General features: G+C 67.2%; 9 protein-coding genes. 7 read left to right on the top strand and 2 right to left on the bottom strand.

Features of this window, described 5'->3' with window-relative positions; translation table 11 throughout:
• Positions 1 to 142: 142 nt before the first annotated feature.
• The 6 genes from J1M43_RS12475 (at position 143) to J1M43_RS12450 (ending at position 10551) form a co-directional block, all read left to right on the top strand.
• The gene (locus tag J1M43_RS12475) at positions 143 to 1258 is read left to right on the top strand and encodes a GuaB3 family IMP dehydrogenase-related protein (RefSeq protein ID WP_033104968.1); all 1116 of its coding nucleotides are present in this window, start codon (positions 143 to 145) and stop codon (positions 1256 to 1258) included.
• A 56-nt stretch (positions 1259 to 1314) separates the two neighbouring features.
• Positions 1315 to 2064 (top strand): SURF1 family protein, encoded by a 750-nt coding sequence (locus J1M43_RS12470; protein WP_206477387.1) that lies wholly within the window; start codon positions 1315 to 1317, stop codon positions 2062 to 2064.
• Between the two features lie 162 nt (positions 2065 to 2226).
• Entirely contained in the window at positions 2227 to 6906 is a 4680-nt protein-coding gene (locus J1M43_RS12465; protein ID WP_206476876.1) for an ExeM/NucH family extracellular endonuclease, read from the top strand.
• Between the two features lie 150 nt (positions 6907 to 7056).
• Complete coding sequence (locus J1M43_RS12460) at positions 7057 to 7575, top strand: DUF3817 domain-containing protein (RefSeq protein WP_033104966.1); 519 nt, start codon at positions 7057 to 7059, stop codon at positions 7573 to 7575.
• Positions 7572 to 9149 (top strand): glutamine-hydrolyzing GMP synthase, encoded by a 1578-nt coding sequence (gene guaA, locus J1M43_RS12455; RefSeq protein ID WP_206476875.1) that lies wholly within the window; start codon positions 7572 to 7574, stop codon positions 9147 to 9149. The genes J1M43_RS12460 and guaA overlap by 4 nt, the downstream gene beginning before the upstream one ends.
• A gap of 1 nt (position 9150) precedes the next feature.
• Positions 9151 to 10551 carry a glycosyltransferase gene (locus J1M43_RS12450; protein ID WP_307823435.1) on the top strand — a complete coding sequence of 467 codons (1401 nt, stop codon included), beginning with the start codon at positions 9151 to 9153 and terminating at the stop codon, positions 10549 to 10551.
• A gap of 241 nt (positions 10552 to 10792) precedes the next feature.
• Here the strand turns inward: J1M43_RS12450 and J1M43_RS12445 are convergent, their stop codons facing one another.
• Entirely contained in the window at positions 10793 to 11065 is a 273-nt protein-coding gene (locus J1M43_RS12445; protein WP_033104964.1) for a GlsB/YeaQ/YmgE family stress response membrane protein, read from the bottom strand.
• A gap of 141 nt (positions 11066 to 11206) precedes the next feature.
• A complete protein-coding gene (locus J1M43_RS12440; protein ID WP_033104963.1) occupies positions 11207 to 12109 on the bottom strand; it encodes a Bax inhibitor-1/YccA family protein in 903 nt (300 codons plus the stop codon).
• A gap of 89 nt (positions 12110 to 12198) precedes the next feature.
• On the opposite strand from J1M43_RS12440, the gene J1M43_RS12435 reads away from it, so the two are divergent.
• Complete coding sequence (locus J1M43_RS12435; RefSeq protein WP_206476873.1) at positions 12199 to 13185, top strand: glycerophosphodiester phosphodiesterase family protein; 987 nt, start codon at positions 12199 to 12201, stop codon at positions 13183 to 13185.
• Positions 13186 to 13292: the final 107 nt, after the last annotated feature.

Here is a 13292-nt window from a genome sequence, read left to right as displayed (position 1 = left end):
GCACATTCCGGGAGGTGGTTCTTGATGCCGCATGGCGGCGCGTGACGCGACACCAAGCGACACCTCGCGGGCGGATGCTGGGCGCACTGCAGCAGCAGACTCCGGCACGGGCCTGCGGGCCGGGTAGGCTGGACGGGTGAGCATGGACATCGAACTCGGCCGAGGCAAGCGCGCACGTCGCGCGTACACGTTCGACGACATCGCCGTGGTGCCGTCACGGCGAACCCGCAACCCGGAGGACGTCTCGACCGGGTGGTCGATCGACGCCTACCAGTTCGACACTCCGATCATCGGTGCGCCGATGGACTCGGTCGTCAGCCCCAAGACCGCGATCATGCTGGGCCAGCTCGGCGGCCTCGGCGTGCTCGACCTCGAGGGTGTCTGGACGCGCTACGAAGATCCGGAGCCGCTGCTCGCCGAGATCGCCGGTCTCCCGGCCGACAAGGCCACCGTGCGCATGCAGCAGCTCTACTCCGAGCCGATCAAGCCCGAACTCATCAAGGCCCGCCTCGCCGAGATCCGCGAAGCGGGCGTCACGGTCGCGGGCTCCCTCACGCCCCAGCGCACGCAGGAGCTCTACGAGACCGTGGTCGCAGCCGGTGTCGACCTGTTCGTCATCCGCGGCACGACGGTGTCGGCCGAGCACGTCTCCAGCGTCGCCGAGCCGCTGAACCTGAAGAAGTTCATCTACGACCTCGACGTCCCCGTGATCGTCGGCGGCGCCGCCACCTACACCGCGTCCCTGCACCTGATGCGCACTGGCGCGGCCGGCGTGCTCGTCGGATTCGGTGGGGGAGCGGCGTCCACGACGCGGGCGGTTCTCGGCATCCACGCCCCGATGGCGACCGCCGTCTCGGACGTCGCCGCAGCGCGTCGCGACTACCTCGACGAGTCTGGCGGACGCTACGTGCACGTGATCGCCGACGGCGGCGTCGGCACGTCGGGAGACATCGTCAAGGCGCTCGCCATGGGAGCGGATGCTGTCATGCTCGGCGTCGCTCTGGCACGGGCGACGGATGCTCCGGGTCACGGGTTCCACTGGGGTCCCGAGGCGCACCACCCGCAGCTTCCCCGCGGCCGGCGTGTCGCGGTCGACGGCATCGCCACGCTGGAGGAGATCCTCTACGGGCCGGCCCCGGTCGCAGACGGAACGGCCAACCTCATCGGAGCTCTCCGCAAATCGATGGCGACCACCGGGTACTCCGACCTCAAGGAGTTCCAACGCGTCGAGGTCGTGCTCGCGCCCTACCACTCTTGAACGGCACGCAGATCGTGACGACTTCGCGGGAGTTTCCGCCGACGCTGCGCGAGGTCATGCTGCGCCCGCGCTGGATCGGCGTGCTCGTGCTGTCGCTCGTCGTCGCCGGTGTGTTCGCCTTCCTCGGGCAGTGGCAGTTCGAGCGCGCAATCGACACCGAGCCACCGCCCGCCGGGATCACGGAAGATGTGCGGCCGCTCACCGATGTCGTCGAACCCGGCGAGTATCTGCCGGAGCCCTATGTCGGGCAGCGCGTCGAGACCGAGGGCACGTGGGTCGCAGGTGACTTCCTGGTCGTGTCCTCGCGCTTCAACGACGGCGCCGAGGGCTACTGGGTGACAGGGCAGCTCCGCGTCGACGATGCCACCTCGATCGCGGTCGCGGTCGGATGGGCTGCGGATCGCGAGACGGCGGATGCCGCGGCATCCGCTCTGGAGAAGAACGCCGCAGGCGCCGAGGCGACGATCACCGGTCGCGTGATCTCGGATGAGGGACCCGGCCTTCCACCCGCCGACGACCCGTTGGCGATGAACAAGATGTCACCCGCCATGCTGCTCGGTCAGTGGCACGATGTCGAAGAGCTGTCGGTCTATCGCCCGTACCTCGCGTCCGTCGATGCGCCGGAGGGGCTCATCGACATCGCATCGCCCGCGCCGGATGAACTCAGCACCGTCAACTGGCTGAACATCTTCTACGCGATCGAGTGGGCTGTGTTCTCCGGCTTCGCGTTCTACATCTGGTATCGCCTGGCGAAGGACCGCTGGGAACTCGAGGTCGAGGCATTCGAGGACTCTGCTCCGGCTTGACCATCGTCCTGGGCTACATGGCGCTCTGGTTAGCAATGGGTGAACACCATTGAGGATGTCGGCGCCGCTCCGTAGGCTCCTCAACATGTGTGTGCGCTGTGAGTGCACACCGCGGCAGTCCTTCCCGAGCTGCCGTTCGATCAGACCGAGGAGTCAGCACCGATGATGTCAGCCCCTGACGACCGGAACCTCAAGGTTCCCGTGTCGCATCGCACAGGCAGGGGCCGCATCGGCACCCTTGCCGCGACCTGTGTCTTCGCCCTCGGCGCAGGCGCACTGGTCGCCACGCCCGCCTTCGCCGACACCGCAGGAACGGGCGTCGTCATCAACGAGGCGTACCTGTCCGGCGGAAGCGCGGGAGCGGCGTTCACGAACAAGTTCGTCGAGCTGTACAACCCGACCGCCGCCGACGTCACCCTCGACGGCATGTCGCTGCAGTACCGCTCGGCGACAGGCACCGCGAACTTCAACGGCGTCGCGCCGCTGACCGGCGTGATCCCGGCCGGCGGGTACTTCCTCGTCCAGGGCAACAGCAACGGCACCAACGGCGCTGCGCTGCCCACCCCGGATGCCGTCACCACGCTGACTCCGAGCGGCACCAACGGCACGCTGGCGCTTGTCGAGGGCACGGCTGCGGTGACACTGACCCCCGGATCGGTCACGGGCGCCGACGGCGTCGTCGATCTTCTCGGCTACGGCACGTCGAACACGTTCGAGACCGCCGCGGCGACCCCGCCGGCGGGCAACACCGACGTCAAGTCGCTGAACCGCACGGATGGCGTCGACACCGACGACAACAGCGCCGACTTCACGCTCTCGGCGACGATCACGCCGCAGAGCTCCGGCGTCACGGACCCGACCGACCCCACCGACCCGACCGATCCCACGGACCCGGTCGACCCCACCACGGCGTCTATCGCCGATGTGCAGGGCACAACCGATGTGTCTCCGCTCAACGGCCAGGCCGTCACCGTCGAGGGCATAGTCACCGGCGACTACCGCGTGGGCGGCTACAAGGGCATCTCGATCCAGACCGCCGGCAGCGGCGGAGACACCGACGCCACTCCCGGCGCATCAGACGGAGTCTTCGTCTTCCTGAACGCGCTCGCCCCGACTCTGGCGATCGGCGACCTCGTCTCGGTCACCGGCACGGTCTCGGAGTACTTCGGTCAGACCCAGATCTCGCCCGCAGCCGTCCAGGACGTCTCCGTCGTCACGGCAGGCGTGGGCGTTCCCGCAGCGGCTCCGCTTCCGGAGACGGTGACCGGCACCGACCGCGAGGCATACGAGAACATGCTCGTGGCACCCGCCGGCACCTATCGCCTGGCATCCAGTCACCAGCTGTACAACTTCGGCACGCTGTGGCTGAACCCCGGCGAGCTCAACGTCAAGAGCACCGAGACGACGCGCCCCGGTCCAGACGCCGATGCCATCGCGGCCGCGAACCGCGCCGAGCGCATCCTGCTCGACGACGGCTGGAACTCGCAGGTCACCAGCGGTGCTCACACGGGCGAGCAGCCGTACTTCACGGCCGACAATCCTGTGCGAAACGGCGACGTCGTCGACTTCGCCGACACCGGCTACGTGCTGCAGTACGGCTTCGACGACTGGCGCCTGCAGCCGATCATCGCGATCGATGACGCGAGCGACGCAGCCTACAAGGCGACGTTCACGACCGAGAACCCGCGCAGCGACACACCCCCCGAGGTCGGCGGCGATGTGCAGTTCGGCGCGTTCAACGTCTTCAACTACTTCACTACGCTGCAGAGCGAGAACTCCGAAGCGCGCGGCGCGAAGACGGCAGAGCTGTTCGCCACTCAGAAGTCGAAGATCGTCACGGCGATCAACGACCTGGATGCGGATGTCGTCGCGCTCATGGAGATGGAGAACTCGGTCCGCTTCGGCAAGCCGGTCGACACGGCGCTCGCCGACCTGGTCGACGGTCTCAACGCGGATGCCGGCTCGGATGTGTGGGACTTCGTCCCGACGCCCGAGGCGCTGCTGAGCACCGACACCGATGTGATCACGAACGCGATCATCTACAAGACGGATGCCGTCACTCCCGTCGGCGACAGCGCCACAGTGGTCGACGAGACCGTGTGGGGCAACGCCCGCGAGCCGATCGCGCAGACCTTCGACCTCGACGGCAAGATCGTCTCGGTCGTGGCCAACCACTTCAAGTCGAAGTCGGGCGACGGCGATGAGCCGGCCGATGGTCAGGGCCGGTTCAACGCCGACCGCACCGCCCAGGCGCAGTCGCTGCTCGGGTTCACCGAGACGCTGGCAGAGACCAGCGGAAGCGAAGACATCCTGCTGCTCGGCGACTTCAACGCCTACGGTCAGGAAGACCCGATCGACGTGTTCGCACAGGCCGGCTGGACCGACCTCGTGCCGGCGAAGGCCGCAGGCCAGTACACCTACACGTTCGACGGCGAGCTCGGCTCGCTCGACCACGCGATCGCATCGCCTTCACTCACCGAGTCGGTCACCGGCGCGGGAGTGTGGGGGATCAACGCGGCGGAGTGGAGCGACCGCGGCTACTCGTTCGGCGCAGCCGAGTCGGGCACGCCGTTCCGCGCCAGCGATCACGACCCGGTGATCGTCGGCGTCTCCAGCGAGATCCCGCCGGTGAGCATCGACATCGCCACGATCAACGACTTCCACGGCCGTATCGAGGCCGATGGCGTCGCGGCAGGTGCCGCGGTGCTCGCAGGCGCGGTGAAGTCGGTGCGCGATGCGAACCCGAACACGGTGTTCGCCGCCGCCGGTGACCTCATCGGAGCGTCCACGTTCACGTCGTTCATCAACGACGACAACCCGACGATCGATGCGCTCAACGCCGCCGGTCTCGATGTGAGCGCGGCCGGCAACCACGAGTTCGACCAGGGTTGGGAAGACCTGCGCGATCGCGTGCAGGATCGTGCGGACTGGGAGTACACCTCCTCGAACGTGTTCCTCACCGAGACAGGTGAGACAGCACTCGCACCGGCATGGGTCAAGGAGCTCGACGGTGTGCGGGTCGGCTTCATCGGTGCAGTGACCGAAGAACTCGACTCGCTCGTCTCGCCCGAGGGCATCTCCGATCTCGAGGTGCGCGGCATCGTCGACTCGGTCAACGCCGTCGCCGACGACCTCACCGACGGCGACAGCGCCAACGGCGAGGCCGATGTGCTGGTCCTCCTCGTGCACGAGGGCGCCACGTCCACGGACGCCTCGAGCATCACGCCGGAATCAGCACTGGGCGAGATCGTCGCCGGTGTCGATGACAGCGTCAGCGCGATCGTCTCGGCGCACACCCACCTCGCGTACAACCAGGTCATCGACGGCCGTCCGGTCATCTCGGCGGGGAAGTACGGCGAGAACTTCGGTCTGATGAACCTGCAGGTCGACCCGGAGACGAAGGAGCTGCTCTCGATCTCGAACGAGATCAAGCCGCTGACGAAGACCGAGAAGGACCCGGTCACCGGCAAGGACGTCATCACACCGCTGTACGACGCCGACGGCGATGTGCAGGCGATCGTCGATGCGGCCAAGGCCGAGGCCGACATCCTCGGTGCGGAGTCGGTCGGTGCGATCACCGGCGACTTCAACCGTGCGCTTCAGAGCGACGGTGCGGAGAACCGCGGTGGCGAGTCGACCATCGGCAACTTCGTCGCTGACGTGCACAAGTGGGCGACCGGCGCGGACATCGCGATCATGAACCCGGGCGGCATCAGGGCGAACCTGACGTACGCGGGCACCGGCGGACAGGATGCCGACGGCAACGTCACGTTCCGCGAGGCGGCGACGGTGCAGCCGTTCGCCAACACGCTGGTCACGCTGAACCTCACCGGTGCGCAGCTGAAGGGCGTGCTGGAGGAGCAGTGGCAGCCGGCGGGTGCGAGCCGTCCGTTCCTGAAGCTCGGTCTCTCGGAGGGTCTGCAGTACACGTACGACCCGACGGCCGCGGCAGGGGAGCGGATCACCTCGATCACCCTGAACGGCGAGCCGATCGATCCTGCGGCGTCATACGTCGTCGCGGCGAACTCGTTCCTCGCGGCCGGTGGAGACAACTTCTTCACCTTCGCTGAGGGCACTGGCAAGGCCGACACCGGCAAGATCGACCTGCAGTCGATGGTCGACTGGTTCGACGCCAACGGCACGGCTTCGCCCGACCTCGCCCAGCGCGCGGTCGGTGCGACGCTCAGTGCTGCGGATGCCGATGGCTACAGTGCCGGCGATCAGGTCACGATCGACCTGTCGTCGCTCGCGTTCAGCGGGGGAGACCCCGCACCGGCCGAGGCCAGCGTCTCGCTCGGAGACACGGTTCTCGCCACGGGCGCCGTCGACCCGACGATCATCAACACCACGGACGAGGCGGGGCGTGCGAGCCTGACGTTCACTGTTCCGGAGGGCGTGACCGGCGAGCAGCAGCTCACCGTCGCCACCGCGGACGGTACGAGCGTGCAGGTGCCGTTCACGATCACCGGCGAGGACGGCGGCGGCGAATTCGTCGGCACCGTCGAGGTCGGGGCGAAGACGGTCAGCGCAGGCAAGAACCTCACCGTGACCGGTGCGGACTTCGAGCCCGGCGAGACGGTCGCGATCTCGCTCGAGTCGAAGAAGGGCAAGGTCATCGACCTCGGCACCGCGGTCGTGAACGAGGACGGCACCTTCACCAGCTCGGTCACAGTCCCCAAGAAGACGGATGCCGGTAAGTACACGGTGATCGCCGCTCAGGAGGACGGCGACCAGGCCACCGGCACGGTCACCGTCAACCGCGGCAACGGCAACGGCAACGGCGGGGGTGTCGTACGAGACGTCCTCGACTGGCTGTGGGGCCTCATCACCGGCTGGTTCTGACCGCTGAACCGCTGATACAAGGAGGCCGCCGGGAGTGATCCCGGCGGCCTCCGCCGTGTGCAGCGCCTTGCCCGCCGCGTCGAGCGCCTTGCCCGCCGGCTCGATCGGGGGCGCCGGAACCCCTGCGCGACCCCGGGTAGACTTGACTGCATGCCAGAACCGAAAGCTGCCTCCTTTCCGAAGATCCGTGGGGCGCTGAAGTTCTATCAGATCGCGTCGATCATCACCGGTGTCATGCTGCTTCTGCTGCTGGCCGAGATGATCCTGAAGTACAGCCCGATCCACGTGGAGCTGATCGCCGGCGGCTCTGGCGGCTTCCTCTGGTTCGCTCCGGTCATCGTCGGCGACGGATGCCAGTGGTTCTCGCTGTTCGTGCCCGGCGGCATGGGCTGCGAACTCATCTCAGTGGGGGACGGAGCGAACCTGTCTCTGCTCATCCTCGTCACGCACGGCTGGTTCTACGTCGTTTACCTCTTCTCCGCGTTCCGCCTGTGGAGCCTGATGCGGTGGCCGTTCAGCCGCTTCGTCATGCTCGCTCTCGGCGGCGTCATCCCCGCGCTCTCCTTCATCATGGAGGCCAAGGTCTCTCGCGAGGTCAAGGCGTATCTCGCATCGCGTGAGGCGGCAGTCGCCGCCGAAGCATCAGAAAGCCAGGAGGCAGCGCGATGAGCGCCGACACCGCACAGCGTCCCGTCCTCGTCGTCGACTTCGGCGCACAGTACGCACAGCTCATCGCCCGCCGCGTACGCGAAGCCGGCGTCTACAGCGAGATCGTGCCGCACACGGTGACCGCTGCAGACATCGCCGCGAAGAACCCGGTCGCGCTCATCCTCTCCGGCGGCCCTTCATCCGTCTACGAAGTGGGCGCACCTGCGCTCGACGGCGACATCTTCGACCTCGGCGTCCCCACGCTCGGCATCTGCTACGGCTTCCAGGTCATGGCCCGAGCCCTCGGCGGCGAGGTCGCGAACACCGGCCTCCGCGAATACGGCGCGACGGATGCTTCGCTCACGGGTGATGGCGGCGTGCTGCTCGGCGGCCAGCCGGACACCCAGAACGTGTGGATGAGCCACGGCGACCAGGTCGCCCGCGCACCAGAGGGCTTCGAGGTCCTCGCATCCACCGCAGACACGCCTGTCGCAGCCTTCGGCAGCGCCGAGAAGGGCTTCTACGGCGTGCAGTGGCACCCTGAGGTCAAGCACACCGATCACGGCCAGGAGGTCATCGAGAACTTCCTGCACAAGGCCGCAGGCCTCGCGTCGGACTGGAACAGCGGCAACGTGATCGATGAGCAGGTCGCCCGCATCCGAGAGCAGGTCGGCTCCGCCCGCGTCATCTCCGCGCTCTCCGGCGGCGTCGACTCCGCCGTCTCGACCGCTCTTGTGCACAAGGCGATCGGAGACCAGCTCACCGCGGTGTTCGTGGATCACGGACTTCTCCGCAAGGGCGAGCGCGAGCAGGTCGAGCAGGATTACGTCGCATCCACCGGCGTGCGCCTGATCACGGTGGACGCCGCCGACACGTTCCTCGGCCATCTGAAGGGCGTCAGCGACCCAGAGCAGAAGCGCAAGATCATCGGCCGCGAGTTCATCCGCGCGTTCGAGAAGGTGCAGCTCGACCTGGTCGCAGAGGCCAAGGCCGAGGGCGAGCCGATCAAGTTCCTCGTGCAGGGCACGCTCTACCCCGACGTCGTCGAATCGGGCGGTGGCACCGGCACCGCGAACATCAAGTCGCACCACAACGTCGGCGGCCTGCCGGAAGACCTTGACTTCGAGCTCATCGAACCGCTGCGCACTCTGTTCAAGGATGAGGTGCGTCAGATCGGTCGCGACCTCGGGCTTCCCGAGGCGATCGTCGGACGTCAGCCGTTTCCGGGGCCAGGCCTCGGCATCCGCATCGTGGGTGAGGTCACCGCTGACCGTCTCGAGATTCTGCGCGAGGCCGACGCCATCGCCCGTGAGGAGCTGACCAGGGCCGGCCTCGACAGCGAGATCTGGCAGTGCCCGGTCGTGCTGCTGGCCGACGTGCGCTCGGTGGGCGTGCAGGGCGACGGCCGCACCTACGGTCACCCGATCGTGCTGCGCCCGGTCTCCAGCGAAGACGCCATGACAGCCGACTGGACCCGCCTGCCCTACGACGTGCTCTCGAAGATCTCCAACCGGATCACCAACAGCGTCCGCGACGTGAACCGCGTGGTGCTGGATGTCACGTCCAAGCCCCCGGGAACCATCGAGTGGGAGTGACGTGGGCGGAATCGCGCTAGATTCCGCACTGCCGGATGCGGAGTACATCGTGCTCTCCAGCCGGCTGGTCCCCGACCTCGACGGGGGCTACACGATCGCGACGCTGTCGCGTGCGATGCAGCTTGCGGCTGCAGGCGCCGCCGAGGGTGCGGGGCCGCTGCTGCTCACCTTCGATCCAGCGGATGCTGCGACTCACGCCACGCATCGGGCGACGTTCGCGCGGCGCGGGGCAGTCGCAGACCCTGCGCGCATGCGCAACCTGTTCGACGAGGCGGCGTCCCCTCACGGCGGCGCGGCCGTGTGGCTGCGCGAAGCGGCATCCGCAGACCTGTCGACGCGCCTCGCTGAGCGCGAGTATCGCGTGCTGCGCGATGCGGAGAATCGGCCGTTCGCAGCTCTCCCGGTGATCCCTGGCAACGCGGACTGGCACCTCACGGAGGAGCCGGTGCTCGTCTACGACGAGACGGCGCAGGTGATCGGCGGAGTCGCCGGCTTCCGCGGCCTGTACAACGCGTGGCTTCGTCATGTCGCTGCGGCGTTCGACGGGCGGCCGATCGTGGTCGTCTGCGAGTCGCGACAGCTCGGCGAGCTGATCGCCGACTGGGACGACCCGCGCGTGCGCATCATCCACACGATCCACACGATGCATCTCGAGGCGCCCTACACGCCGGATGCCGCGATGAACGCCCTGTGGACGCGCTGGTTCGCGCTCGCCGACCGCTTCGACGCCGTGGCATGGCCGACCAGGACGCAGCGTGATGACGTCGTCGCCCGGTTCGGCGACGCCGCTCGCCACGTCGTGATCCCGAACGCGGCCCCCGATTCCGAGACGCGCGCCGCGACCACGCTCGAGCGCGAACCCGGCCTCGTCGTCGTGCTCGGACGTCTCGCTCCTGGCAAACGCATCGACCATTCCATCCGTGCGTTCCTCGCCGCGGACATCACGGGATCCCGCATGGAGATCTGGGGCGGGGGAGTGGAGCACGACGCACTTCAGTCGCTGATCGACGAGTGCGGTGCACGCTCGCGGGTCATGCTCGCCGGTCACACGGATGCCCCGGGCCGAGTGCTCGATCGTGCATCTGTCGTGGTCACGTCCACGGCGTTCGAGGGCCAGGGTCTGTCGATCCTCGAGGCTCTGCTGCACGGTGTGCCGGTGGTCTCGTACGACGTGCGCTACGGGCCAGGCGACCTGCTGGCGCGCGGCGGGGGGATCCTCGTGCCTGACGGCGACGAGGCCGCGCTCGCCGACGCACTGCGCAGTGTTCTCACCGACCATGAGCTGCACGCCCGCCTGGTCGCGGAGGCGCCGGTCGCGGCATCCGCTTGGAGCGCCGAACGCGCGATCGAGGCGTTCGCCGCCACTGTGCGCGAGGTCCTCGCCGCACCACCCCGCCGCTGATTCCAGAAGTCTGATTCCAGAAGTCTTGTCCCGAGGTGCCGACCCGGGTCTTCCCCGTTCGACGTCTTCGCGAGGGATCCGCGCGACCCCGCGAGCCGGGGAGAACTGCGAGGGGTGTTCGCCTCGTGCCACCCCGTACTCCCGCGAGAGGGCCCGTTCCTAATTCGCCACGCCCGCGCGACTCGCGGGGAACGAAAGGGAACGGGCCCTCCTGGAGGCGAAAGCCTCCGAGTAGTCAGATCTAGTCGCGGACCTTGCTGCCACGGCCGACGATCAGACCATAGATCAGCAGCACGATGATCGCGCCACCGATCGCGAGAAGCCAGGTGGACAGGCTCCAGAACTCGTTGAGACCGACGCCGAAGAGCATTCCGCCGATCCAGCCGCCGAGGATTGCTCCGACGACACCGAGAATCAGAGTGACGATCCAGCCGCCACCCTGCTTACCGGGCAGGATCAGTTTTGCGATCGCTCCGGCGATCAATCCGAGGATAAGAAATGCGAGGAAACCCATGATGTAAATCCCCTTTCTGTAGCGGTGAGCCAACTATGCTCCCCACTTTGCACAAAAGCCACCCCCTTGCGCGCGTGTCGAGAATATGGGAAAAGGCCCCGGCTCCGAAGAGCTGGGGCCTTTCAGCGGACCTTCTCGCGGTCAGTTGCTGCCGCGGGCGATCGCGATGATGCGCAGGATCTCGATGTAGAGCCAGACGACCGTGACCATGATGCCGAAGCCGCCGACCCAGCCGTACTTGCGGGGAGCGCCGTTGCGCACACCCTGCTGGATCTGGTCGAAGTCGAGCACCAGCGAGTATGCCGCCATGAAGACGACCAGCACACCGATGATCAGGCCGAGCGGAATGCCCATGATCTCGACGCTGCGCAGTCCGAACGCGTTGTCGTTGATGCCGGTCCACATGAGCACGAGGTTCAGCAACGAGAAGACGAGGTAGCCGACCATCGCGATCATGAAGATCTTGGTCATCTTCGCGGATGCGCGGATCTTGCCGCTCGCGAAGAGCGCCAGAGTCACGCCGACGACGGCGACCGTCGCGAGCGTCGCCTGTACGACGATGCCGGGGTAGAGAAGCTCGAAGAACGCCGAGATACCACCGACGAACACACCCTCGAATGCCGCGTAGGCGAAGATCAGCGCCGGGCGCACCTTCTTGCGGGAGGTGAAGGTGATGATCATGGCGAGCACGAAGCCGCCGAGGGCGCCGACGATCATCGGAAGCATCGATACGCCAGCGGTCGGGTCGACGCTGACGCCGCCCAGTGTCCACACCCAGCCGACGACTGCCGTGACGAGAAGGATCGCGAACAGGCCTGCGGTCTTCCAGACGGTGTCCTCGACGCTCATGCGGTCGGTCTCGATGGAACCGGCCGGCGGCGCGGCGTACATGCCTTCGAGCTGCGCGTTCGCGGCAGCATCCATGCCCGCTTGCGCGAGCGATGCGGTCTGCGCGCCCTGGGCGCCGGCGGCGCCGGGATAGGTCGCGACGTTCCGCGGATCCTGCTTCTGGAACGCCGGGTTGTTGAATGCGAAATTGCTCATGGTGGGCCTCACTCCGAACGGGTTTCAAGGTCGCTTTCCTCCACGATACCGGTGCATCGGCATGTAAGGGTGTGTTCTACGCTGTGAGCATGCCCAGGAGGTCTCCACTCGTCATCGGTCATCGCGGAGCCCCTGGCTACCGCCCCGAGCACAGCAGGTCTTCGTATGAACTCGCCCTCGCGATGGGGGTGGACGCTGTGGAGCCGGACATCGTCGCGACGAAGGACGGCGTGCTGGTCGTCCGTCACGAGAACGAGATATCGGGCACCACCGATGTGGCGCACCGCCCCGAGTTCGCCGACCGCAAGACGACCAAGCGTGTCGACGGGCAGGCGCTGACGGGCTGGTTCACCGAGGACTTCACCTGGGACGAGATCGCGACCCTGCGCACGACGGAGCGGATTCCGGCCGTGCGCACGACCAGTGCGACGTTCGACGGAAAGCAGGGCGTGCTGCGCCTGACGGACCTGCTCGGCCTCGTGCGCGCGGGCTCTGCCGAACACGGCCGGGAGATCGGCGTCGTGCTGGAGATCAAGCACGCCACCTACTTCGAGAGCATCGGTCTGGATCTGGCGTCCATGATCGTCAGGGACCTCCGATCGGCGGGCTGGGCCGACGGCGAACTTCCCCTGATCATCGAGGCTTTCGAGTCGACGGTGCTCGCCCGGCTGCGGGCGATGGGCATCCCCGCCTCGTACATCTATCTGATCGAGGCATCCGGTCGTCCTTACGATCAGCTCGTCGCACAGGGCAAGGCGGCCGCGACCTACAAGGAGACGGTCGCACCGCAGGGGCTGGACGCGCTGGTCGGCAAGGTCGACGGCGTCAGCGTCAACAAGCGGATGCTGCTGGCCAAGGGCAGCACGATCGTCGCGGATGCGCACGCCAGGGGATTGAAGGTGTTCACCTGGACGGCGCGTCCGGAGAACTCGTTCCTCGCCGCCGAGTTCCGCGGCGAGGGCGGCAAGGCGGCGTTCGGCGACTACGAAGCGGAGTGGGCTGTGTTGGCGGATGCCGGTATCGACGGTGTCTTCGTCGATCATCCTGATCTCGGCGTCGCGTTCTTCCGCCGCTGACTGTGTTCGGGCGCTCGCATCCGAGCGTCCGCCGGACATGGCCCGTTCACTCCGCGTACACGTTCTCGACTCAGGAATTTAAGCGCGACTCGATGGTCTGAATCCAT

This window comes from Microbacterium sp. KRD172 (assembly GCF_017168295.1).
GTDB lineage: Bacteria > Actinomycetota > Actinomycetes > Actinomycetales > Microbacteriaceae > Microbacterium > Microbacterium profundi.
The sequence above is the reverse complement of the archived record's forward strand: the minus strand, read 5'-3'. Positions and strand labels throughout refer to the sequence as shown.

Bases quoted from the DNA above. Each gene is read 5' to 3' on its own strand.
- J1M43_RS12475 (WP_033104968.1), top strand. From the start codon at position 143: ATGGACATCGAACTCGGCCGAGGCAAGCGCGCACGTCGCGCGTACACG.
- J1M43_RS12470 (WP_206477387.1), top strand. From the start codon at position 1,315: ATGCTGCGCCCGCGCTGGATCGGCGTGCTCGTGCTGTCGCTCGTCGTC.
- J1M43_RS12465 (WP_206476876.1), top strand. From the start codon at position 2,227: ATGATGTCAGCCCCTGACGACCGGAACCTCAAGGTTCCCGTGTCGCAT.
- J1M43_RS12460 (WP_033104966.1), top strand. From the start codon at position 7,057: ATGCCAGAACCGAAAGCTGCCTCCTTTCCGAAGATCCGTGGGGCGCTG.
- guaA (WP_206476875.1), top strand. From the start codon at position 7,572: ATGAGCGCCGACACCGCACAGCGTCCCGTCCTCGTCGTCGACTTCGGC.
- J1M43_RS12445 (WP_033104964.1), bottom strand. From the start codon at position 11,065: ATGGGTTTCCTCGCATTTCTTATCCTCGGATTGATCGCCGGAGCGATC.
- J1M43_RS12440 (WP_033104963.1), bottom strand. From the start codon at position 12,109: ATGAGCAATTTCGCATTCAACAACCCGGCGTTCCAGAAGCAGGATCCG.
- J1M43_RS12435 (WP_206476873.1), top strand. From the start codon at position 12,199: ATGCCCAGGAGGTCTCCACTCGTCATCGGTCATCGCGGAGCCCCTGGC.